Annotated in this window: 20 protein-coding genes and 1 riboswitch; of the genes, 10 read left to right on the plus strand and 10 right to left on the minus strand. The window is 66.7% G+C overall.

Translation table 11 applies throughout. The features are described 5' to 3' along the window. Positions 1–144 precede the first annotated feature (144 nt). Positions 145–4251 (minus strand): WG repeat-containing protein, encoded by a 4107-nt coding sequence (locus GEU84_RS12340; RefSeq protein ID WP_241427678.1) that lies wholly within the window; start codon positions 4249–4251, stop codon positions 145–147. A 170-nt stretch (positions 4252–4421) separates the two neighbouring features. Here GEU84_RS12340 and GEU84_RS12345 point away from each other — a divergent pair, with 170 nt between their 5' ends. From GEU84_RS12345 to GEU84_RS12355, 3 genes are read left to right on the plus strand one after another with little or no spacing between them, the layout of a single operon-like run. Next, positions 4422–5033, plus strand: coding sequence for an FMN-binding negative transcriptional regulator (locus GEU84_RS12345; protein ID WP_152826509.1), 612 nt, complete (start codon positions 4422–4424; stop codon positions 5031–5033). Between the two features lie 55 nt (positions 5034–5088). Continuing rightward, positions 5089–5394 carry a hypothetical protein gene (locus GEU84_RS12350; protein WP_152826511.1) on the plus strand — a complete coding sequence of 102 codons (306 nt, stop codon included), beginning with the start codon at positions 5089–5091 and terminating at the stop codon, positions 5392–5394. Then, on the plus strand, positions 5394–6002 hold the full coding sequence (locus GEU84_RS12355; protein ID WP_152826513.1) for a glutathione S-transferase: 609 nt from the start codon (positions 5394–5396) through the stop codon (positions 6000–6002). Before GEU84_RS12350 ends, GEU84_RS12355 begins: the two co-directional genes overlap by 1 nt. Before the next feature lie 22 nt (positions 6003–6024). Here GEU84_RS12355 and GEU84_RS21455 read toward each other — a convergent pair whose 3' ends face one another. Continuing rightward, positions 6025–7224: a phosphatase PAP2 family protein gene (locus GEU84_RS21455; RefSeq protein WP_152826515.1), complete on the minus strand. Its 1200-nt coding sequence runs from the start codon at positions 7222–7224 to the stop codon at positions 6025–6027. Positions 7225–7483: 259 nt separating this feature from the next. On the opposite strand from GEU84_RS21455, the gene petA reads away from it, so the two are divergent. The 3 genes from petA to GEU84_RS12375 are packed head-to-tail and all read left to right on the plus strand — an operon-like array spanning position 7484 to position 10182. Beyond that, the gene (gene petA, locus GEU84_RS12365; protein WP_174539840.1) at positions 7484–8047 is read left to right on the plus strand and encodes a ubiquinol-cytochrome c reductase iron-sulfur subunit; all 564 of its coding nucleotides are present in this window, start codon (positions 7484–7486) and stop codon (positions 8045–8047) included. A 9-nt stretch (positions 8048–8056) separates the two neighbouring features. Beyond that, entirely contained in the window at positions 8057–9370 is a 1314-nt protein-coding gene (petB, locus tag GEU84_RS12370) for a cytochrome b (RefSeq protein ID WP_152826517.1), read from the plus strand. 20 nt (positions 9371–9390) lie between these two features. After that, the gene (locus GEU84_RS12375; RefSeq protein ID WP_152826519.1) at positions 9391–10182 is read left to right on the plus strand and encodes a cytochrome c1; all 792 of its coding nucleotides are present in this window, start codon (positions 9391–9393) and stop codon (positions 10180–10182) included. Positions 10183–10242: 60 nt separating this feature from the next. On the opposite strand, the gene GEU84_RS12380 is transcribed toward GEU84_RS12375, so the two are convergent. Genes GEU84_RS12380 through thiB form a run of 3 tightly spaced genes read right to left on the minus strand, consistent with a single transcriptional unit; the run spans position 10243 to position 13452 of the window. Beyond that, positions 10243–10935, minus strand: a complete 693-nt coding sequence (locus GEU84_RS12380; RefSeq protein WP_174539841.1) for an ATP-binding cassette domain-containing protein — start codon at positions 10933–10935, stop codon at positions 10243–10245. Further along, positions 10922–12463 (minus strand): ABC transporter permease family protein, encoded by a 1542-nt coding sequence (locus GEU84_RS12385; protein WP_152826521.1) that lies wholly within the window; start codon positions 12461–12463, stop codon positions 10922–10924. The genes GEU84_RS12380 and GEU84_RS12385 overlap by 14 nt, the downstream gene beginning before the upstream one ends. Beyond that, a complete protein-coding gene (gene thiB, locus GEU84_RS12390) occupies positions 12439–13452 on the minus strand; it encodes a thiamine ABC transporter substrate binding subunit (RefSeq protein ID WP_152826523.1) in 1014 nt (337 codons plus the stop codon). The genes GEU84_RS12385 and thiB overlap by 25 nt, the downstream gene beginning before the upstream one ends. 39 nt (positions 13453–13491) lie before the next feature. Beyond that, a riboswitch (TPP riboswitch) is annotated at positions 13492–13589 on the minus strand. A 161-nt stretch (positions 13590–13750) separates the two neighbouring features. Here thiB and aroC point away from each other — a divergent pair. Then, positions 13751–14851 (plus strand): chorismate synthase, encoded by a 1101-nt coding sequence (gene aroC, locus GEU84_RS12395; RefSeq protein ID WP_152826525.1) that lies wholly within the window; start codon positions 13751–13753, stop codon positions 14849–14851. Between the two features lie 109 nt (positions 14852–14960). After that, positions 14961–15146: a hypothetical protein gene (locus GEU84_RS12400; protein ID WP_152826527.1), complete on the plus strand. Its 186-nt coding sequence runs from the start codon at positions 14961–14963 to the stop codon at positions 15144–15146. A 9-nt stretch (positions 15147–15155) separates the two neighbouring features. Here the strand turns inward: GEU84_RS12400 and GEU84_RS12405 are convergent, their stop codons facing one another. Continuing rightward, positions 15156–15875: a helix-turn-helix transcriptional regulator gene (locus GEU84_RS12405; protein WP_152826529.1), complete on the minus strand. Its 720-nt coding sequence runs from the start codon at positions 15873–15875 to the stop codon at positions 15156–15158. Positions 15876–15946: 71 nt separating this feature from the next. Here GEU84_RS12405 and GEU84_RS12410 point away from each other — a divergent pair, with 71 nt between their 5' ends. Next, entirely contained in the window at positions 15947–16555 is a 609-nt protein-coding gene (locus tag GEU84_RS12410) for a glutathione S-transferase family protein (protein ID WP_152826531.1), read from the plus strand. Positions 16556–16559: 4 nt separating this feature from the next. Here the strand turns inward: GEU84_RS12410 and GEU84_RS12415 are convergent, their stop codons facing one another. From GEU84_RS12415 to GEU84_RS12425, 3 genes are all read right to left on the minus strand, one after another. Beyond that, positions 16560–17432 carry a DMT family transporter gene (locus GEU84_RS12415; RefSeq protein WP_152826533.1) on the minus strand — a complete coding sequence of 291 codons (873 nt, stop codon included), beginning with the start codon at positions 17430–17432 and terminating at the stop codon, positions 16560–16562. A 147-nt stretch (positions 17433–17579) separates the two neighbouring features. Then, a complete protein-coding gene (locus tag GEU84_RS12420) occupies positions 17580–17867 on the minus strand; it encodes an HU family DNA-binding protein (RefSeq protein WP_152826535.1) in 288 nt (95 codons plus the stop codon). A gap of 169 nt (positions 17868–18036) precedes the next feature. Then, positions 18037–19518: an AMP nucleosidase gene (locus GEU84_RS12425; RefSeq protein ID WP_152826537.1), complete on the minus strand. Its 1482-nt coding sequence runs from the start codon at positions 19516–19518 to the stop codon at positions 18037–18039. Between the two features lie 148 nt (positions 19519–19666). On the opposite strand from GEU84_RS12425, the gene GEU84_RS12430 reads away from it, so the two are divergent. Then, positions 19667–20506: an SDR family oxidoreductase gene (locus GEU84_RS12430; RefSeq protein WP_152826539.1), complete on the plus strand. Its 840-nt coding sequence runs from the start codon at positions 19667–19669 to the stop codon at positions 20504–20506. Here the strand turns inward: GEU84_RS12430 and GEU84_RS12435 are convergent. Beyond that, a complete protein-coding gene (locus GEU84_RS12435) occupies positions 20467–21684 on the minus strand; it encodes an MFS transporter (protein ID WP_152826541.1) in 1218 nt (405 codons plus the stop codon). The two genes, GEU84_RS12430 and GEU84_RS12435, sit on opposite strands and share 40 nt — an antisense overlap. Between the last annotated feature and the right edge of the window lie 109 nt (positions 21685–21793).

Raw genomic sequence — 21793 nt, forward strand, 5'->3', positions numbered from 1 at the left:
GGCCGCCGGGGGCAACCTTGGGCGGCTTTTTCATGTTCACGCCGAAATTGGCTTGCTGCCGCTGCGCTTGCCCCTTTCTTGCGGTCGGTCCCGCTGCGCGACGCGAAGAAGGTCGTCAGGCGTGATGGGCGGTGCAGGTGCGCGCTATTGCAACGGCACCAGCGCCGCAACCGGCACCCAGCCCAGCGCCGCGCCATCCTTGGCCACCCGCGCCCAGCCATCCGCCTCTTCGATCCGGTGGACGCCAAAGAACACGCCCGCGTCGATCACCATCACCTGCGCGCCGCCCGGCCCGTCGGCCACCGGAGTGCCACCCGCGACCACATGAGTCAGCGTGGCAGGGAAGCGTTCCGCCTGCGCGCCACCCAGAACCGCCACGCGGGCACCAAGGGCAAAATCGCTGCCCTTGATCGACATCTGCGGCACCTGCCGGAAACCAAAGGCGGTGCTGGAAAATTCCGGCACCATCTGGTCGATATAGCCTGCCAGTTCCGTCACTTCGATGGTCGCATTGCCATTGGTATCCCCCGCGTCCAGCGCATCCAGCAAGGCATAGGTCAGCACGCCATGGCCCTTGTAGCCCTCCAGCGCCGGGGCATCGTCGGTTGATGCTGACAGGATGGTGCGGCCCATTGCGCGCGTCAGCCGCTCCACCGCCGCCGATTGCGCCATGGCGGCATCGACCGACCGGGTATCGGTCAGCGACCCGCTTTCGCAGGTGTCATATATCATCACCGATTTGCGCGCCTTCACCCGCGCCGCCCATTCCTGCCAGCGATCCTGATTGATGCCGCCCGTGACAATCGGGTTGTCGCCCACAAAGCGGAAATCCTGCGGGATGAAGTAATACTTGCCCTCCACCGTCTTGCCATGCCCGGCAAGGAAGAACAGGAACACGTCCTGCGGCTTCACCTGTTCGCCCATGGCGGTAAAGGCCGCGTCCAGATTGGCCTCTGTCACTTCGGCATCCAGCAATGTCACCACGTTGACGCCGGAAAACAGCCCCTCGCCGGCCTTTTGCAGCGCCGCGGCCAGCGCCTTGGCATCGGCGGCGGCGTAGTTCAGCTTCAGCCGCCCGTCGGCATAGTCATTCACCCCCACTGACAAGACATGCAGCGTGGGGGGCACGAGGCTGGCCACGCCATCCCATGTCACGGTCAGCGTCTGCGGGGCCGAGGCCAGCAGGCCGGCGGCGTTGTAGGCGACAATCTCGATCACGTTCTGCCCGGGTTCCAGCGCCACGCGGGTGCGCACCACCGGGCCCTCAGGGCTGTCCTCCATCGCTTCGGCGGCGCGGGTCTGCACATCCACCGTCAGGCCGTTCACCCGCCACTCCACGCGGCCCACGCCGCCGCCCTCGTCCACCAGTTCGGCGCTGACCTCGATCACCTCGTCCACCGCGCGCGCGCCTTCCAGCGGCAGCGAAAACCTGGTGCGCGGCGCAGGCCCGGTTTGCAGGATCAGGCCCAGGTTCAGGCCCCGCGCCGCCTCGGCCACCAATCCCTCGGGGTCGCCCGCCAGTTTGGCCTGCACCAGATCGGGGCGATACAGCGCCTGATACACCTGATCCACCGAGAATGCCCGCAGGCCCGATGACACCGACACCAGCCGCGCACCGTTCGCAGATGCGGCAAAAAACCCTTCGGGCGTCAGCATCAGCCATTCGCCATCGGGCGTGGCCAGAAACTGCACCAGCAATTCGCCCGTCGCCAGATCATAGGCGCGGTGCAGGCCCACGCCCTCGGATTCCACGGCCATGCGCCCCTCGGCCAGCGTCACCGCCCCGATTCCCCCGCCCGGCAGCCGTTCCAGCGCCGCGGCATAGGGGCTGACCGGCAGTTCGCCGCCCAGCGCGATGATCCGGTCCAGCGCCTGCTGGCGTTCGTCGGGCGTCGGTTCGCGGGCGGTCAGGGTGCCCAGATCAATCCGCACCGCCTGCGTATCATCCAGCGCATCAAACAGCGTCAGGATGTCGCCCTGCGCATCCGACATCTGCTCGCTGCTGATCGAGGTGCCCAGCGGCACCGCGCCGGTCAGTCGCCCTTCGGCCAGATCCCAGGCCCAGAGTTTGCTTGCGCCGTCGGACACATAAAACCCGGTCCCCTGCGGCCGGGTGAAATTCGGAAAGCCTTCGACCAGCGGCTCTCCGAAGGCCCCGGTCATCTTGCCCTGCACCGGGTCATATTCGACGATCGCATAGCCTTCGGCCCCGATCAGCACCAGCCGCCCGGTGCCGGGCACAAAGGCCAGCCGGTCAACCGAGAACATGTAGCGCGCGATGCCATCGCCCGGGTCTTCGCGGCTGAGGGTCTGGGTAAAGGTCACATCCCCCGTCGCCGTGTCACGGGTTTCCAGCACTACCGAGAAATCCTCATCCCGCAGCCCGGCATAGGCCAGCGTGCGGCCATCGTCGGAAATGTCGATGCTCAGCAGCATGGTGATGCCCTTGGTCACGGTCAGGCTGCGGCGGCCATCTTCGGTCGTGATCTCGATCTGGTTCACCTCGGCGTAGAATCCATCCGGCTGCTGTTCCAGCGCCGAGCGCACCACGGCCAGCACGCCATCCGGGCCCAGCGCCATGTTGGTCACGGCCCCGTTGTAGGGGCCGCCGCCAAACTCCAGCGGCGGGCCTTCGGGCTGGTCGGCCAGTGGGGTGCCATCCAGCCCGAACCGGGCCAGACCGCCGCGAATCGTGCCCGCGTCCAGCGCGGCACTGTCACCGGCAAAGCGGATCTTCTGCGCGGGATAGACAATCGCGGGCCCGGCCTGCCCGTCGGCCAGCGCCCAGCGGCGGATCAACGCCCCGTCGGTCGTGGCAAGTGATGCACCGTCAGGCGACAGCGCCATGTCCAGCACCGCGCCTTCATGCGGGCGGATGCGGTGCAGCACGATGCCCGTCTCGGCGTCGATCAGCACCAGATGCCCGGTGGTCGTGCCCGCCGACAGCAGGCCCGACCCCGGCAGCATCACGGCTTGCGTCACCTCGGGCAGCGCGATCTTGCGGATCAGCCGGTGGCTGGCCATGTCCCACAGCGCCACCTCGCCCAGCGCGCCGTTGTTCAGCACCGTCACCATCACCCGCGCATCGGCGCTGATATGCAGCGAATGCATCGAGACGATATCCTGCGCAAAATACCAGTGCGGGGCGGATGGCACCAGATCATAGCGCGGCGCGCGGCCTTGCAGGCTGGCGGCCAGATCGGCCAGCGGCAGGTTCAGCCGGGTGGCGGGGTCGGTGGCATCGGGTGCGATGATGCCCCAAAGGTCGCCCGTTTGCACCGGCACCACCCCGCCGTCATGCCGCCAGAAATCCTGAAACTGCGGGTCGGCGGCGAAGGCCCCGTCCGGCGTGATGAAGCCGCGCAATTCGCCCACCTGCACGCCCGCTATGCCATCGGCAAAGCTGTAGGCCTGATCGAACTGCGGCGCGATCTTCCACCGCCCCACGCGGTCCACATAGCCCCAAAGGCCGCCCGCATCCTGCGCGGGTGCCACGCCTTCGGCAAATTCGCGGGCGGCGGGAAACCGGGGGTCGATCTCATAGCTGCCATAGGGCCCGGTATAGCCCCACAGGTCGCCGTCGCGCACCGCCGCCAGCCCTTCGGCCATGCGCCGCGCCTCGTCATATTCCGCCACGCCGCCGATCATCACGCCATATTCGCAGTCGAGAAAGCCCCGCTTGTCGCCCGCCACGGCCACGGCAAAACCCTCGGACGGGCCAAAGATGCGGTCAATGCCCTCGGGCTGGTGCAGGGCTGGCTCGACTCCCCGGTTTTCCAGCACAGGAATGCCGCCCGCCGTGCCAGTGATGCAGGTGCCCGCATTGCCCGCCAGCGTGTCGATGGCCAAGGGCACATCCTGCGCCGACCCGTCGCGGTTCAGCGCATACCATTGGCCCTGCCAGCGCACCGGCGTGATTTCGGCGGGCGTGCCGATCGCCTCGAACTCCACGGGAATCACCACCTGCCCGGCCAGATCAACCGCGCCCCACAACCCGCGCTGCTGCACGGCAAAGCGCCCGTCACCCGCCGCCCCCACCGCCTGAAACGATGGCGGCACGATCCACTGGCCAGCCGGCCCCATCAGCCCCCAGAGCCCGCCCTGTTGCAGCGGCACCACCCCGCGATGTGCCGAACCGGCATCGTCAAACGCCGGTTCCACCACCCAGCGAAAGGCATTCTCGGCCTGTGCCATGTGCGGCAACAGGGTTGCCATCAGGGCAAGGGCAGGGCGCAGCGCGCGGAAAGGCATGTAAAGCACGGTGTTTCCGTTCGGAAAAAGGCGGTATGAACAGCGACAGTCTGCGCAAAGCCGGGGCGGCGCGCAACTGACAAGCGGCGTCACCCTGCTTGGCGCGCAAAGCGTCCGGCTTGCGCCGATGCGCGCGCCATCTTACCCATTTGCTGCCAGAGGAGCGCCGCATGCACCCCAACCCTGCCTTCCGCCAGACCGCAACGGCCGAGGCCATCGCCATGGCCCGCGCCCGCAGTTTCGGCATCCTCAGCGTGAATGGCCCGGATGGCCCGCTGGCCGCGCATATCCCCTTCGATCTGGCGGCGGATGGCGGTCTTGCTTTGCTGCATCTGGCGCGGTCAAACCCCATTGCCCGCGCCGTCCTGCCCTCGCCCGCCCTGCTGGCGGTATCGGGCCCCGATGCCTATGTCTCGCCCGACTGGTATGGCGCGGATGATCAGGTGCCAACGTGGAACTACACCGCCGTGCATCTGCGCGGGGTGCTTGAACCGCTTGGGCCCGAGGCGCTGCTGCCGCATCTTGATGCGGTGTCGGCGCATATGGAGGGGCAACTGGCCCCGAAAGCCCCCTGGACCACCGCCAAGATGACCCAAAGCGCGATGGAGCGGCTGATGCGCATGATACTTCCGTTCCGGCTGGTGATCCGCGGCATCGACAGCACGGTAAAGCTGAACCAGAACAAGACCCACGCGCAGCGTGCAGGTGCTGCGGCGGGTATCGCGGCCAGCCCCATCGGGCTGGATGCCGCCGGGATTGCGGCGCTGATGCAGAGGGAATGATTTACAGAACGCCGCTGGCCCCCTAGAATCACCGCAACCCTGACCGGAGGTTGCCATGCCCCTGCCACTTGCCCCCATCGCCGTTTTCGCCCTGCGCACGGGCGTCGCCGCCGCTGCCGTCTGGGCGGTGCGCACCGCCTGGGCCGCTCGGCAAACCCCGGGGCGCACCGACCAGCGGGCCGAGGATGCGCTGGATGCGATGGATGAAGGGCTGGCGCTGCACCGCCCCGCCGACCGCCGCACCGATGACGAAAGCCAGACCAACGCCGCCGCCCGTTTCCGCCGCACGATCCGCTGGGGCAAACGCGGGGTCGAGGTGGATGCCGCCCTGCTGGGCCGCCTGCGCATCAGGCGCGTCTGATGCGGCTGTTCCACTCGCCGACCTCGCCCTATGTCCGCAAGGTCATGGTTCTGCTGCATGAAACCGGCATGCTTGATCGTGTTGCGCTGATCGCCGCCACCGGCACGCCGGTTGACCCAGGCTCGATGCCTCTGGCGCAGAACCCTTTGGGCAAGATCCCCGCGCTGGAGCGTGACGATGGCCCCGCGCTCTATGACAGCCGGGTGATCTGCCGCTATCTGGATGCGCAGGCAGGCAACCGGATGTATCCGCCCGCCCCCCGCCTGTGGGACACGCTGACGCTGGAGGCGACAGGCGACGGCATCACCGATGCAGCCATCCTGATGGTTTACGAATCGCGGGTGCGGCCCGAGGAAAAGCGGTTTGACCCCTGGGTCGAGGGGCAATGGGCCAAGATCGACCGCGCGCTGGACGCGTTGGAAAGCCGCTGGATCAGCCATCTGAACGGCGCGGCCGACATCGGCCATGTCAGCATCGGCTGCGCGCTGGGCTATCTGGATTTCCGCCACGCCGGGCGCGACTGGCGCGCAGGCCGCCCCGATCTTGCGGCATGGGAGGCGGGATTTGCCGCGCGCCTGTCGATGCAGGCCACCCTGCCGCCAGCCTGAGCCGCCGCAAGACTGACCCGCCTCAGAAACGGTAGCTGACACCGATGTTCAGCGCATTGGTGATGATCTCGGTGGATAGCGTGCCGCCCGAATCAAGATCGGCCTTGTGGCGCGACCATGTGCCCTTCCATTCGCCGAACAACGCCCAGTTGCCGTTCAGCGGCAGCGACGCGCCGGCCACCAGTTGCAGCGCAGGGCCTGTCACCTGGTAGCCATAGGTCAGCACCTGCCCCACGGGCTCTACCTCCACATGCGGCACGGCAATGCCGAGGCCTGCCCCGACATAGGGCGTAAGCCGTCCGCCCTGCCAGCGCCGCCAGACGTTCAGCGTCACCAGATTGAGACCGTCGGTAAATTCCAGCTTCTCGTATCCATGCGACAGCGGATCACGGGCATAGACCTTGGCATGGTTGAATTCCACACCGTAACCAAACCGCGCATTCCGCCACCAAGTGGCACGCAATCCGTAATAGGGCGGCATCGCGAACGAATCGCCCTGCCACTGCACGAAATCATTTCCGAGGGTGGGGTGACGGATGGTGCTGTGCGGCGCGGTCTGCACCCCGCCATAAAGCGAAAGCTCGATCTCGGCCCGCGCCGTGCCGGCCCACAGTGCCGCCGCCATGGCCACCGCTGCCGCAAGACCGCGCAATGACGCGGCCCTGATCCGCCGCAACACGCGCAGGCCATGGCCGCGCAGCACCAAGGCCCGTGCCGCGATCCGGGCGCGCAGCCGATGGTCGCGGCGCAGAACGCGGTCGGCGCCCCAGCCCAGCAGGCCACCCGCCAGAACCTGCCAGATGTTGTGCGCCCCGGCCTCGATCCGCGATCCGCCCACATAGGCCGCCGCGATCACCACCACCGCCTTTGCCCCCGGGCTGGCGGCTATGCAGTCATGGACCAGCGCGCTGGCGCCAAAGGCCGCAGCCGCCGTGTGGCCCGACGGAAAACCCTCGGTCCCGCCCGAAGGCCTGCGGTTGATCGGCGCGTCACCAAGGCCGTGCTTCGTGCCGTGCAGCACTGTCATCATTGTGACGAACCGGGCGAAATATTCGGGTCCGCTGCGATTCAGCGCGGCGCATCCCCAGGCGATCAGCGGCAAAGCCACCTGGATCCGGTCGCCATAGCGGCGCGCCGTGGGTTCGCAAAACAACACAGCCAGGGCCAGTGCCGCAAGCACCAGTTGCACCCGACCGACCCCGCGCAGCATTGTCCCCAGCATCGGATCCCCATCCTTCCGGCGAGGCAAGCGTAATGGGCGCTGATGACAGATATACCACAGATTGACGACATTCGCGCGGCAATGCCGCGAGCCGCAGCGGATGCGACACAATTGCAGGGGCTTGGCGGGGCCTGCGCCCGAATGTCCGCTGGACGCAGCGCGGCACGGCGGTTAAAACCGGCCCCGGTAGGGCTGCGGGAAACCGCGGCCCCTCAATGGTATGGGCCTGCCACCCCGGGCCTGAAAGGGAGAAATTCTCGTGTCCCACGCTGACGATCACGCAGGCACCCGCAGGGATTTCCTGTATTACGCCACGGCCGGGGCCGGGGCTGTCGCCACAGGCGCAGCCGTCTGGCCGCTGGTCAACCAGATGAACCCCTCGGCCGATGTGCAGGCCCTGTCGTCGATCTTTGTCGATGTGTCGGGCGTCGAGGTCGGCACGCAGCTGACGGTGAAATGGCTGGGCAAGCCCGTGTTCATCCGCCGCCGCACCCCCGAAGAAATCGAGGCCGCCCGCAACACGCCGCTGGCCGACCTGCCCGATCAGGGCGCCGAAAACGCCAATGCCGCGCAGGGCGCCGATGCGTCGGACGTGAACCGCGCGCTGGACGAGGCTGGCGAATGGCTGGTGATGATGGGGGTCTGCACCCATCTGGGCTGCGTGCCGCTGGGCGATGGCGCGGGCGATTTCGGCGGCTGGTTCTGCCCCTGCCACGGCTCGCATTACGACACGTCGGGCCGCATCCGCCGCGGGCCGGCGCCCACCAACCTGCCGGTGCCGGTTGCGGCGTTCACCGACGAAACCACCATCAAGCTCGGGTAAGGATAGATCATGGCCGGAATTCCCCACGACCATTACGAGCCGAAGTCGGGCGGCGAGAAGTGGCTTTATTCGCGCCTGCCGATCGTCGGACTGGCGTATGACACCATCATGTTCCCCACCCCCAAGAACCTGAATTTCATGTGGATCTGGGGCATCGTGCTGACATTCTGCCTGGCGCTGCAGATTGTCACCGGCATCGTGCTGGTCATGCATTACACGCCGCATGTCGATTACGCCTTTGCGTCGGTCGAACACATCATGCGCAACGTGAACGGCGGGCACATGATCCGCTATCTGCATGCCAACGGCGCGTCGCTGTTCTTTATCGCCGTGTATCTGCACATCTTCCGCGGTCTTTACTACGGCAGCTACAAGGCCCCGCGTGAGGTGACGTGGATCATCGGCATGCTGATCTATCTGGCGATGATGGCCACCGCCTTCATGGGCTATGTGCTGCCCTGGGGCCAGATGTCGTTCTGGGGGGCCACCGTGATCACCGGCCTGTTCGGCGCTATCCCCGGCATTGGCGAATCGCTGCAAACCTGGCTGCTGGGCGGGCCTGCGGTGGATAACGCCACGCTGAACCGGTTCTTCAGCCTGCATTACCTGCTGCCCTTCGTCATCGCGGCGCTGGTCGCGGTGCATATCTGGGCCTTCCACACCACCGGCAACAACAACCCCACCGGGGTTGAGGTGCGCCGCACGTCCAAGGAAGAGGCGGCCAAGGATACCGTGCCCTTCTGGCCCTATTATGTGATGAAGGATCTGTTCGCGCTGGCGGTCATTCTGGCGGTGTTTTTCGCCATCGTCGGCTTCATGCCCAACTACCTGGGCCACCCCGACAACTATATCGAGGCAAACCCGCTTTCGACGCCCGCCCATATCGTGCCGGAATGGTACTTCCTGCCGTTCTACGCCATCCTGCGGGCCTTCACCGCTGATGTCTGGCTGGTGCAGCTGACACAGTTCGTCACCTTCGGCATTGTCGATGCCAAGTTCTTTGGCGTGCTGGCAATGTTTGGCGCCATCGCCGTAATGGCGCTGACGCCCTGGCTTGACACATCCTCGGTGCGTTCGGGCCGTTACCGCCCGATGTTCAAATGGTGGTTTGCGCTGCTGTGCGTCGATTTCGTGGTGCTGACCTGGGTGGGGGCGCAACCGGCCGAGTTCCCCTATGACTGGATCTCGCTGATCGCCTCGGCCTATTGGTTCGCCTATTTCCTGATCATCCTTCCGCTGCTGGGTGTGATCGAAAAACCGCTGGCCACCCCCGCGACCATCGAAGACGACTTCAACAGCCACTACGCCAAACCGGCCGAGTGAGAGAAAAGGAACAGATCGCCATGATCCGTAACATCGCACTCAGCGCCATTGCCGCCCTCGTCCTGTCCACCGGTGGCCTGCTTGCCGCCGGGGCCGACGGGCATATCGAGGATGTGGACTTCAGCTTTGAAGGCCCGTTCGGCGCCTATGACCAGAACCAGCTTCAGCGCGGCTTGCAGGTTTACACCGAAGTCTGTTCGGCCTGTCACGGGCTGAAACAGGTGCCGATCCGCACCCTGTCGGACGAGGGCGGGCCGCACATGCCCGAAGACCAGATCCGCGCCTATGCCACACAGTTCGGCATCACCGACCCCGAAACGGGCGAAGACCGCGACCGCGTGCCTTCTGACCACTTCCCCGAATCGGGGCTGGAAAATGCGCCCGACCTCAGCCTGATGGCCAAGGCGCGGGCCGGGTTCCACGGCCCTTATGGCACCGGCATCAGCCAGCTGTTCAACGGGATCGGCGGACCGGAATACATCGTGTCGGTACTGACCGGCTACACCGGCGAGGAAAAGGAAGAGGCGGGCGTGATCCTTTACGCCAACACCGCCTTCCCCGGCGGCTGGATCGCCATGGGCCCGCCGCTGGCTGACGGGCTGGTGGAATATGCCGATGGCCATTCCAATGACATGCACCACCTGGCCGAGGACGTGACCGCCTTTCTGATGTGGACGGCGGAACCGAAAATGATGGCGCGCAAACAGGCGGGGCTGACGGCGGTGATCTTTCTCACGCTGCTGTCGGTGCTGCTGTATCTGACGAACAAGCGCATCTGGGCGAATGTCAAAGGCAAGAAGAAACACGCCTGACGCGTCGCTGTGACCTGACACCGAAACCCGCCCCGCAACGGGCGGGTTTTTTCATGGGCGCTATCCCAGATAGTCGCGCAGCGCCTGCGGGGGACGCGCGAACAGATCAGCGGTCGCCACTGGCGTTGCGGCCACGCCATCTGCCACCAGCACCACCTGCCCGGCGAACCGCCGCGCATCCTGCGGGTCATGCGTCACCATCAGCACGGTTGCCCCGGTTTCGACGGCAATTTCGCCCACCAGCGCCAGCATGTCGGCCTTCAGCGCCGGGCCAAGGGCGGCAAACGGCTCGTCCAGCAGCAGCAGGGGCCGGGCGCGCAACAAGGCGCGCGCCAGCGCCGCCCGACCCAGCTGCCCGCCCGAAAGCTGCGCCGGGCGGCGGTTGTGCAGCCCGCCAAGCCCCACACGGTCAAGCGCCGCCGCAACCCGCCGGTGATCCGCCGCCCCCAGCCGCAGGCGGGGTGAGATGCCAAGGCCAAGGTTCTGCGCCAGCGTCAGATGCGGAAACAGGTTTTGGTCCTGAAACAGGATGCTGACCGGGCGCTGGCCCGGCGGCAGCGGGCCAAGGTCGCTGCCATTCCACAGGATGCGCCCCGCGGCCGGGGCCAGAAACCCGGCAATCGCCATCAGCAGCGTCGATTTTCCCGCGCCCGACGGCCCCATCACCGCTATCAGCGCCCCCGGTTCCGCCGCCCAGTCCGCCGTCAGCCGGAACGCGCCCTGCGCCAGCACCACCCGTTCAAGCTGCAACACCGCGCCGCCCCCCAAGATCAAACAGCGCAAACAGCGCAAAACTCAGCCCCACCAGCAGCAGCGCCGCCGCCGCGGCCTCGGTCATGCGGTAGGCCCCCATCAACTGCTGCACGATCAGCGGCAGCGTGGCCGCAGAATCACCGGCGAAAAGCACGATCACCCCCAGATCACCCATCGACAGCGCCGCCGTCACCCCCAGCGCGAACCCCAGCGGGCGGCGCAGGCGTGGCAGCACCAGCCAGCGCAGCCGCGCCCAGCCGCGCAGATCAAGCGCCGCCGCCAGCCGCCCGAAACCGGCCTCAAGTCCCTGCGCCTCGGGCAACAGGATGCGGTAGGCAAAGGGCAGCGCCAGCGTGGCATTCACCAGCACAGTCACGGGCAGGGCCAGTGATTCAGGCCGCAGGAACGGATGCACCGCCAGAAACAGCCCGGTGCCCAGCACCAAAGATGACGCGGCCAGCGGCAGCATCGCCACCAGCCCGAACCAGCGCGCGCCCCGGGCCACCGCCAGCGCCAGCACCAGCGCCGCCCCCACCGACAGCAGGCAAGACGCCAGCGCAATCACCACCGACCGCCCCGCCGCAGGCCAGACCACGGGCGGCAGATCGGCCAACCCCGGCACCCCGCGCAAACCCACCATCACCAGCGGCAACGCCACGAATCCCGCCGCCAGCGCAATCGCCAGCCCGTCAACCCAGCGCCGCCAGCCACCGGCCGCAAAGGGCGCCGCCGCTCGGTCCAGCCCTGCACCGAAGCCCGCAGGCAGCGCGAAAACAGCGGCCAATCCCACCGCCAGCGCACAAAGCGCGAATTGCACCAGCGCCAGCAGCGCGGCGCGGCTAAGGTCGAAATCAAACCGCAGCGCCTGATAGATCGCCAGTTCCACTGTCGTGGCCCCGGGCCCGCCGCCCAGCGTCAAGGCCACGGCAAAGCTCATCAGGCAGATCACAAAGATCACCACCGCCGCCCCGGGCAGCACGGCGCGCAGCATCGGCCGCTCCAGATGCCGGGCCACATCACCGGGTGCAAAGTCCAAAGCGGCGGCCAGACGGAACCGCTCGGCCGGGATCGCCTGCCAGCCGTGCAGCACAAGCCGCACCGCCAGCGGCATGTTGAAGAACACATGGGCCAGCACCACGCCATGCAGGCCGTAAATGCTGACCGGCGGCAGGCCCGCCCAGCCCAGAGCGGAGTTCAGCACACCCGCCCGCCCGAACACCGCCAGCAAGCCCAGCACCGCCACGATCACCGGCAACAGAAACGGCGCACCCAGCAGCGCGATCAGCGCCCCTCGCCCGGCAAAGCGCCGCCGCGCCAGCGCACGCGCCACCGGCACCGCCAGCGCCACCGAAAACAGCGCCGACAGCGCCGCCTGCATCAGGGTGAACCGCACCGCCGCCCAATCAGCCGGGCCAAGGGCAAAGCCCCCTGCCCCTGCCCCGGCCCGCCATCCCACCAGCGCCAGCGTGCCAAAGGTCAGCGCCAGCAGAATGGCGGCAATGGCTAACGCGCCAATGCGGCCTGCCATTCGTCCAGCGCCTCCTGCCGAATGGCCTGCGCCTCGGCATCGGGGATCAGCCAGCTTGTTTCCGGGGTGATCAGCGTGCCAAACCCTTCGGGCAGACCGGCAGAGGGGGTTTTCGCCGGATACATCCAGTTGGTCGTGGGCAACACAGCCTGCGCCGCATCCGATGTCAGAAACGCCAGGAACGCATCGGCCAGTGCCGGCTGATCGGTGGCGGCCAGTTTGCCCACCACCTCGATTTGAAGGTAATGCCCCTCGGCAAACAGCGCCGCCGCCTTGGTGTCATCGCTTTCGGCGATCAGGTGGTAGGCGGGCGATGTGGTGTAGCTGAGCACCATATCCGCCTCTCCCTCCAGAAACAGGCCATAAGCCTCGGACCAGCCGGGGGAAACGGTGACGATATTGTCGGCCAGCCCTTCCCAGATGCCCGCCGCCTCTGGCCCGTAAGCCGCCTTGACCCACATCAGCAGCCCCAGCCCGGGGGTCGATGAACGGGGGTCTTGTATCACGATCTTCAGATCCGATGCCGCCAGCTCTTCGAACGAGGCGGGCGGTGTGGCGAGTTTGGTCTTGTCATGCACAAAGGCAAACCAGCCCCAGTCGAACGGCACGAAATTGGCATCCTGCCACGGCAGCGGCAGGTCGAAACTGCCGGTCTGGCCGTGCGGGGCAAAAAGGCCCGTGGCATTGGCGGCGGCAGTCAGGTTGGTATCCAGCCCCAGCACCACATCGACATCGGTATTGGCGCCCTCCAGTTGCAGGCGGGCCAGCAATGCCGCCCCGTCACCCCCGGCGACAAAGCGCAGGTCGCAGGCGCAGGTTTCCTCGAACGCCGCCTTGATGGCCGGGCCGGGGCCCCAGTCGGGGACGAAACTGTCATAGGTCAGCACCGTCAACACGGGCTTTTCCTGCGCAGGGGTTTCTTGGGCAAGGGATTCTGTGGCCAGCAGGGCCAGAACAGAAATTCCCGCAGCAAGCATCGGATAATTCATCGCATCCTCTTTCTCACATCGCGGGCGGAGACGGGGATGGAGCCATTCCAACACCTTCCCTCCGCCGGTCTTAACCGGGTCAGGTTCGACGGGTCCGCTTTCGCATCTCAGCCCTGTGGGCACCCCGAGGTGTTGCTAAAACTAACGTGGCCTGCGGGGGGTGCAAGCCCCAAATGTGCAGCCCCTGCCGGTTGAAATCACGCGGCCACTTCGGCGCGGGGCTGATGCGGGCGCAAAATCGGGTTTATCCGCCGCCACCTTTGCCCTAGGACTGGGCGCGCAATCAGGGATGCCCGCCATGAGCTTCAACACCTTCGGCCATTTGTTCCGCGTCACCACATGGGGCGAAAGCCATGGCCCGGCGCTGGGGGCCACGGTTGACGGCTGCCCGCCCGGCGTGCCGGTGACGGTGGATGCGTTGCAGGTCTGGCTGGACAAGCGCAAGCCGGGGCAGAACAAATACACCACCCAACGGCGCGAGGATGACGCGGTGCGCATCCTGTCGGGGGTGTTCGAGGGCGTCAGCACCGGCACGCCGATCCAACTGATGATCGAAAACACTGACCAGCGGTCAAAGGACTATGGCGACATCGCCGCCAGTTTCCGCCCCGGCCATGCCGACATCACCTATCACCAGAAATACGGGCTGCGCGATTACCGGGGTGGCGGGCGGTCATCCGCGCGCGAAACGGCAGCGCGGGTGGCGGCGGGTGGCGTGGCGCGGGCGGCGTTGGCGGCTCTGGTGCCGGGGCTGACGATCACGGGCTACATAGTGCAGATGGGGGCCGATGCGATTGACCGGGACCGGTTCGATGCGGGCCAGATTGGCGAAAACCCGTTCTGGTGCCCCGACGCGACCGCCGCGTCGCGCTGGGCCGAAACGCTGGACGACCTGCGCAAGTCGCACAATTCGGTGGGCGCGATCATCGAGGTGGTCGCGTCGGGCGTGCCCGCAGGTCTGGGTGCGCCGGTCTATGCCAAGCTGGATTCTGATCTGGCCGCCGCGATGATGTCGATCAACGCGGTCAAGGGCGTGGAGATCGGCGATGGCATGGCGGTGGCCGCGCTGACCGGCGTGGACAATGCCGACGAGATTCGCATGGGCAATGACGGTCCGCTTTATCTGTCAAACCACGCGGGCGGCATTCTGGGCGGCATATCCACCGGGCAGGATGTGGTGGTGCGTTTCGCCGTCAAACCCACCTCGTCGATCCTGACACCGCGCCGCACCATCACCATGGCGGGCGAGGAACGCGAGTTGATCACCAAGGGCCGCCACGACCCCTGCGTGGGCATCCGCGCCGTGCCGGTGGGCGAGGCGATGATGGCCTGCGTGATCCTTGACCACCTTTTGCTGGACCGGGGGCAGACCGGGGGCGCGCGGGGGCAGATCGGCTGATCCGGTGCTGGTTGCCTTTCCGCCATGCTCCCGGTCTTTGTCCTCATCGGGCCGGGCCATGTGACCACTGGTTGCCGGCTGTTCACGCGGCAGACATCCGGGCTTTCGGATGGATGGTCAGAACCATCGCGCTGCTTGCGGGGGTGAGGCCGACCAGTCTTTCCGCCTGTCGCCCGCATGGCGCAACCGCATGCTGATTGCCGCCGCCGTGCCGATGCCGGGTATCTGCCCGTCCTTCGGGCAGGACATTGCCGCGAAGGGCATGGCGTGGATCGCGATGCGGGGGCCAGTGTGAACTCGTCCTTCACGCTGTCGGCGCTGCTGGCGCGGTTGCAGGCGGGCCAGCAGCGCCCCGCATCTGCCGCAGGAACGCACGCAGCAGGGGCACCCTGCGCGGGCGGAAATGGTCATCGGTTGCCGCCACTTCGCTGATGCGGTGCAGGTGGAACCGGCGGAAATCCTGCCGCAGCGTGCAAAAGGCCAGCAGCATCAGCGAACGGTCCAGAAACACCACAGACAGCGGCCAGACGCGGCGGCGTGTGGTGGTGCCTGCGTTGTCCAGATAGGCGATATCCAGCGCCTGTTCGTCCCAGCAGGCGCTTCGGATCAATGCCAGATGCGGCGGCGGGCTGCGTTTCTCATAGCGGTAGGTCATCTGCACGGCATGGATGGCCTGCCGCTGCACCCGTTCGGGCAGGGTGGCGGTGATCTTGGCCAGCGCAGATTCCGCAGCCCGGGCCAGATCGGCATCGCCCGCCTGCCGCACCTCTGCCAACCCCAGCACCAGCGCCTCCACCTCCAGCCGGGTGAACATCTGCGGCGGCAGGGCCGGGTCTTCGGTCAGGGTATAGCCATAGCCTGCCGCCCCGTCGATCAGCGCACCACCGGCGCGCAGGCTGTCGATGTCGCGGTAAAGCGTGCGTTCCGATACGCCTGTCTCTTCGGCCAGCCGCGCAGCCGTCGCAGGCGCAGGCAGGCGGCGCAGCGCGTCAAGCAGGCGGAAAAGACGGTCGGCACGGGCCATTTGCTACTGACGGAAACTGGCAGGATGGGTGGAGCATAAGGGGAGCATCGCAAAACACCAGAGGATTGACCATGCTGACCCTGTTCCACGCCCCGCACAGCCGCTCGTCCCGCATCATCGGGCTGATTCATGAAATGGGCATCGCCAACAAGGTGGATATCCGCATCGTCACCATCCCCCGGCAGGATGGCAGCGGCGGGCGCGACCCGGCCAACCCCCACCCCGAGGGCAAGGTGCCCGCCCTGCTGCATGACGGCACGCTGATTACCGAAACCGCCGCGATCATCCTGTATCTGACGGCGCTGTTCCCCGAATCGGGCATGGCACCCGCCCCGGGCACCGCGGCCCGCGGCGAATACCTGAGCTGGCTGTTCTGGTATGGGTCGGTGATGGAGCCGGTGATGGTGTTCAACGCGGCGGGGCTGGAGCATCCATTCCTGACCGCCACCTTTCGCGGTGTGCCCGAGTTGACAGCGCGGCTGGCCACAGCACTGGCCAACCGGCCCTATCTGCTGGGCGACAGCTATTCCGCCGCCGATCTGCTGGTGCATTCGCCCTATGCCTGGTTCCGCGACGAAACCCCGGCTGACCCGAAGATCAGTGATTGGGTGGACCGCTGCATGGCACGGGAATCGCGGGCCATCACCACGGCCTATGACACGCAGGCGCTGGCGGCCTGACGCCTCAGCGCAGAGGCGTGGCCTTCGCCATCTGCACCGCCAGAATGCCGAAGGCCACGATCACCACGCCCACCACATCCCAGACCCCCAGCCGCTCACCCAGCAGCAGCGCCGCCGTGGCCACACCGAAAAACGGGTTCAGAAAGTGAAAGGTCGCGGCCCGCACCGCCCCGATCTGCTGCACCAGCAGGAACCATACAAACGTGGCCAGCAGCCCCGGCACCAGAGTGGTATAGGCAAAGGCCAGCCCCAGCCGGGGCGTCCAGTTCACCGCCCATGTTTCCAGCGCAAGGGCCGCCACGCCCAGCAGCGCCGCCCCCACCAGCATCTGCAACCCCACGATCATCAGCAGGTTGCCACCCGAGGATGCCCCCCGCACCGACAGCGTGGCAAATGTCAGCGCCAGCACCCCGATGCCGCAATACAACAGCCCCAGCGCATCCACCCCGCCCGACAGCCGGGTGCCCATGATCAGCCCCACGCCCGCCACCCCGGCCATCAGGCCCAGAACACCCAATGGCCGAAGCTTTTCGCCAAAGATCAGCCACCCCGACAGCGCCACCAGCAACGGCATGGTCGAGGCGACGATGGCGGCAAGACTGGCCTCCACCCATTGCATCGCCACGAAATTGAACCCCAGATACAGCGCGTTCTGGCACAGGCCAAAGATCGTCGTGGCCTTCCATTGCGCCCGGGTCAGCCGCGCGCTTTGGCCCAACGCCGCCGCCAGCGCCACGCCGATCAGCCCCGACACCAGAAACCGCAGCGCCAGCGCCGTCAGTGGCGGCGCATCGGCCACGATCATCCGGGCCGAGGTGAAGGCCGATGACCACATGAGGGCAAAGGCCAGCCCCATGGCGATGGCGCGCAGATCCATTGGCATTCTCCTGCTGCACCCGGCGACAGCGGCCCGCCCGCTATAGCTCGGCGCTCCGGCGGTTGAAAGGCACCGGCCCATCAGCGACAGGCGCATGAAAAAGGCCGCCCCTGCGGGCGGCCCAGACACCGGCAAATGCCCGAAGGATCAGCCGTTCACGCTGTCTTTCAGCGCCTTGGCGATGGTGAATTTCACCTGTTTGTCGGCGGCTTTCGTCACCGACTCGCCGGTGGCGGGGTTGCGCACCATCCGCTCGGGGCGGGCGCGGCACATCACCTTGCCAAGGCCCGGCAGCGTCACGGCGCCGCCAGCGGCCACTTCGCGCGCCACGATTGCGGCCACGGCATCCAGCGCGGCGGTGGCGGTTTTCTTGTCGGCACCCATTTCGTCGGCAAGGCTGGCCACAAGTTGCGTCTTGGTCATCGGTTTCGACATGAACTGTCTCCTGTTTGCCCGGCTGATCCGCTGGGTCTGTTCCTGCCCGCAAAAGGCGAATGACGCCGCATCAACAGCTTTTCCGCCGCAGGATCAAGCCCTTTCGGCCATAAAACCCGGCGTCAACCCGCCGATGGCAGGCGTGATTTTTCCAGCGCAGGGCAGGCGGCTACAGAAACGCCGTTTCCTCGAAACTGCGCAGCTTGCGGCTGTGGATGCGCTCGATCGGCGTCTCGCGCAAACGCTCCATCGCGCGGATGCCGATCTGCAAATGCCGCGCCACCTGGGTCTTGTAGAAATCCGAGGCCATGCCGGGCAGTTTCAGCTCGCCATGCAGAGGCTTGTCAGACACGCACAGCAGGGTGCCATAGGGCACCCGGAACCGGAAACCATTGGCGGCGATGGTGGCGCTTTCCATATCCAGTGCGATGGCGCGCGATTGCGACAGCCGCTGCACCGGGCCGGAATGGTCGCGCAATTCCCAGTTGCGGTTGTCGATGGTGGCCACGGTGCCGGTGCGCATGATGCGTTTCAGCTCATAGCCTTCCAGCTGCGTGACTTCCTCCACCGCATCTTCCAGCGCGATCTGGATCTCGGCCAAGGCCGGGATCGGCACCCAGACCGGCAGGTCGTCATCCAGCACGTGATCTTCGCGCAGGTAGGCATGGGCCAGCACGAAATCGCCCAAGGATTGCGAGTTCCGCAGCCCCGCGCAATGGCCCACCATCAGCCAGGCATGCGGGCGCAACACCGCGATATGGTCTGTCGCGGTTTTCGCATTCGACGGCCCGACCCCGATGTTCACCAGCGTGATGCCCTGCCCGTCGGCCCGTTTCAGGTGATAGGCGGGCATCTGCGGCATCTTGGGGTTGAAGGGCAGCGCACCATCCGGCGTCGTGATCTCTTGATTGCCCGGCGCGACAAAGCCGGTATAGCCGCTGTCAGGGTCGGCCAGCGCGGCGCGGGCATAGCCTTCAAACTCGTCCACATAGAACTGATAGTTGGTAAACAGCACATGGTTCTGGAAATGCCGCGGTTCGGTCGCGGTGTAGTGGGCCAGCCGGGCCAGGCTGTAATCCACCCTTTGCGCGGTAAACGGGGCCAGCGGGCGCGATCCGTCGTGGTTCACCAGCCGCTCGCCGTTCACGATGTCATCATTGGTCGTTGCAAGGTCCGGCACGTCGAACACATCGCGCAGGCTGAACTCCAGCGCACCTTCCTGCGGCACGTTCACCGTCTGGCCCGCCACCGCAAAATGCACCGGCATCGGCGTGTCCGACAGGCCGATCACCACCGGCACGCCATGGTTCTGCACCAGAAGGCCGATCTGCTGCACCAGATAATTGCGGAACAGGTCGGGCCGCGTGACCGTGGTGGCATAGGTGCCGGGCTGCGCCACATGGCCGAAGCTGAGCCGGCTGTCGGCCTTGGTGAAACTGACCGTGGTGAGCCGGATCTCGGGATAATGGGCGCGCACCCGGGCGGGCGGGCGCTGGCCCGCAATCGTTGCGGCAAAATGCTGCGACAGAAAGCTAGTGGCGGCGGTGTATATCTCTTCCAGCCGGGCCACGGCGGCCTCGGCATCGGTAAAGGCCTCGGCGACGACCGGCTCGGGCAGCAGGATGGAGTGGATGGTATCAGCGTCTTGCATGTGTCTTGTCTCTGAAATGATCCGGCATCTAACACGAAACCGGGCATCCCGTGCAAGTGGTCTGGCATCCCTTGCCCGATAGCTGTTTCAAACGCGTGACAGCCACGGGCGCTTGCACCCGCCCGCCGCGCGCGGGATAGTCTGCGGCATGACACGCACCCTGCTTTCCCTTGGCCATGGTTATTCGGCCGCCGCCCTTGCCCGCCGCCTGATCCCGCAGGGATGGCGCGTGATCGGCACAACCCGCGATGCCGCAAAGGCCCGCGCCATCGCCGCGACGGGGGTAGAGCCGCTGCTGTGGCCCGCCGACCTTGGCCCTGCCTTGGCGCAGGCCACGCATCTGCTGGCCTCTGCCGCGCCCGATGCCGCAGGCGACCCGATGCTGGCCGCCCATGCCGACCAGATCGCCGCCGCGCCCCTGGAATGGGCGGGCTATCTGTCAACCACCGGCGTTTACGGCGATCATCACGGCGGTTGGGTGGATGAAGATACGGCCCTGACCCCCGGCACGCCGCGCGGCCAGATGCGGGTGAAGGCCGAGGCGCAATGGCAGGCGCTGGGTCTGCCGCTGCATATCTTCCGCCTTGCCGGCATCTACGGCCCCGGGCGGGGCCCGTTTGAAAAGGTGCGCGACGGCACCGCGCGGCTGATCATCAAACCCGGTCAGGTGTTTTCGCGCATCCATGTCGATGACATCGCACAGGCGCTGGAGGCCTCGATGAACGCCCCCCGCCCCGGGGCTGTCTACAACATCTGCGATGATGATCCCGCCCCGCCGCAGGATGTGATCGCCCATGCCGCGCAACTGCTGGGCCTGCCCCGCCCCCCGGCCATTCCCTATGAACAGGCCGAGATGACACCCATGGCCCGCAGCTTTTACGCGGAATCAAAGCGGGTGCGGAATGACCGGATGAAGACCGAACTGGGCGTGGCGCTGGCCTACCCCGATTACCGCGCCGGGCTGGCCGCCCTGCTGGCGGGGCGCTGAGCATCCCACAGGGTGATGCCGTAAACCACCAGCCCCGCCAGCGACAGGCCCGCCCCCACAAACCCCGCCGATGGCAGGCCATGGCCCGCCGTGATCGCCATGGCCGCCAGCCATGGCCCCAGCGCATTGGCCGCGTTGAAGGCCGAATGGTTCATCGCCGCTGCCATGGTCTGCGCGTCGCCCGCCACATCCATCAGCCGGGTTTCCAGCACGGTGCCAAGGCAAGCCGTCAGCCCGATCAGGAAAAGCACCGGCATGATCGCCCAAAGCGAGCCGGTGGCAAAGGGATAGATCAGCATCAAGAGGCCCGAAACAACCATGATGCCGATGATGGTCCCGACCTGCGACTTGTCGGCCAGCCAGCCCGCGCCCAATGTGCCCAGCGTCATTCCGATGCCCATCAGCGCCAGCGCGATGGGCACCGAGGCCGGGCCCGCCTGCGTCACCTCCAGCAGCGTTGACGCCACATAGGTATAAACCGCGAAAAACCCGCCAAAGCCCACTGCCGCCGTGGCAAGCGTCAGCAGCACCTGCCGGTTGCCCAAAGCCCCCAACTCGCGCAGCGGGTTCACGCGGCGGTCGGCCACATCGCGCGGCGCATGGGTCAGGATCAGCGCGGCGGTGGTCGCGGCCAGCACCCCCACCAGGCCAAAGCCCCAGCGCCAGCCCACCGTCTGCCCCAGCACCGTCGCAAAAGGCACGCCCACCACCGTCGCCACCGTCAGCCCCACCATCAGCAGCGATACAGCCCGCGTGCGCTGATGCGCGGGCACCAGCGACGCGGCCAACAGGGATGCCACACCGAAATAGGCCCCATGCGGCAGCCCCGCCATGAACCGCAGCGCCACCATCGCGCCATAGCTGGGGGCCAGGGCCGACAGCAGGTTGAACACACCATAAGCCATCATCAGCCCCACCAGCAGCCAGCGCCGCGACATCCGCGCGCCCAGCACCGCCAACACCGGCGCACCCACCACAACTCCCAGGGCATAGGCGCTGATCACATGGCTGGCCGTCGCCTCGTCAATCGCCAGCGTGGCCGAGAAATAGGGCAAAAGGCTCATCGCCGCGAATTCCGCCGTGCCGATCGAAAACCCGCCCATGGCCAGCGCGAACAGCACAAGCCTGATGCGCACGGGGCGCGTGGCATGGCCGGTGGAAAGGGAAATGTCGGCCATGTCAGCACTCCTGTCGCAGGCCCGTGCCCGCGCACACACCTTCGCCATGCCCGGTGTCGCGTGGCGCGGCGGCACTGGCAAGCAGCCACCCGGGGTTCCCTGCGCATGC

Origin of the sequence: Fertoeibacter niger, assembly GCF_009380135.2 — a bacterium.
Taxonomy (GTDB): Bacteria; Pseudomonadota; Alphaproteobacteria; order Rhodobacterales; family Rhodobacteraceae; genus Fertoeibacter; species Fertoeibacter niger.

Bases quoted from the DNA above. Each gene is read 5' to 3' on its own strand.
- GEU84_RS12340 (WP_241427678.1), bottom strand. From the start codon at position 4,251: ATGCCTTTCCGCGCGCTGCGCCCTGCCCTTGCCCTGATGGCAACCCTG.
- GEU84_RS12345 (WP_152826509.1), top strand. From the start codon at position 4,422: ATGCACCCCAACCCTGCCTTCCGCCAGACCGCAACGGCCGAGGCCATC.
- GEU84_RS12350 (WP_152826511.1), top strand. From the start codon at position 5,089: ATGCCCCTGCCACTTGCCCCCATCGCCGTTTTCGCCCTGCGCACGGGC.
- GEU84_RS12355 (WP_152826513.1), top strand. From the start codon at position 5,394: ATGCGGCTGTTCCACTCGCCGACCTCGCCCTATGTCCGCAAGGTCATG.
- GEU84_RS21455 (WP_152826515.1), bottom strand. From the start codon at position 7,224: ATGCTGGGGACAATGCTGCGCGGGGTCGGTCGGGTGCAACTGGTGCTT.
- petB (WP_152826517.1), top strand. From the start codon at position 8,057: ATGGCCGGAATTCCCCACGACCATTACGAGCCGAAGTCGGGCGGCGAG.
- GEU84_RS12375 (WP_152826519.1), top strand. From the start codon at position 9,391: ATGATCCGTAACATCGCACTCAGCGCCATTGCCGCCCTCGTCCTGTCC.
- GEU84_RS12385 (WP_152826521.1), bottom strand. From the start codon at position 12,463: ATGGCAGGCCGCATTGGCGCGTTAGCCATTGCCGCCATTCTGCTGGCG.
- thiB (WP_152826523.1), bottom strand. From the start codon at position 13,452: ATGAATTATCCGATGCTTGCTGCGGGAATTTCTGTTCTGGCCCTGCTG.
- aroC (WP_152826525.1), top strand. From the start codon at position 13,751: ATGAGCTTCAACACCTTCGGCCATTTGTTCCGCGTCACCACATGGGGC.
- GEU84_RS12400 (WP_152826527.1), top strand. From the start codon at position 14,961: ATGGATGGTCAGAACCATCGCGCTGCTTGCGGGGGTGAGGCCGACCAG.
- GEU84_RS12405 (WP_152826529.1), bottom strand. From the start codon at position 15,875: ATGGCCCGTGCCGACCGTCTTTTCCGCCTGCTTGACGCGCTGCGCCGC.
- GEU84_RS12410 (WP_152826531.1), top strand. From the start codon at position 15,947: ATGCTGACCCTGTTCCACGCCCCGCACAGCCGCTCGTCCCGCATCATC.
- GEU84_RS12415 (WP_152826533.1), bottom strand. From the start codon at position 17,432: ATGGATCTGCGCGCCATCGCCATGGGGCTGGCCTTTGCCCTCATGTGG.
- GEU84_RS12420 (WP_152826535.1), bottom strand. From the start codon at position 17,867: ATGTCGAAACCGATGACCAAGACGCAACTTGTGGCCAGCCTTGCCGAC.
- GEU84_RS12425 (WP_152826537.1), bottom strand. From the start codon at position 19,518: ATGCAAGACGCTGATACCATCCACTCCATCCTGCTGCCCGAGCCGGTC.
- GEU84_RS12430 (WP_152826539.1), top strand. From the start codon at position 19,667: ATGACACGCACCCTGCTTTCCCTTGGCCATGGTTATTCGGCCGCCGCC.
- GEU84_RS12435 (WP_152826541.1), bottom strand. From the start codon at position 21,684: ATGGCCGACATTTCCCTTTCCACCGGCCATGCCACGCGCCCCGTGCGC.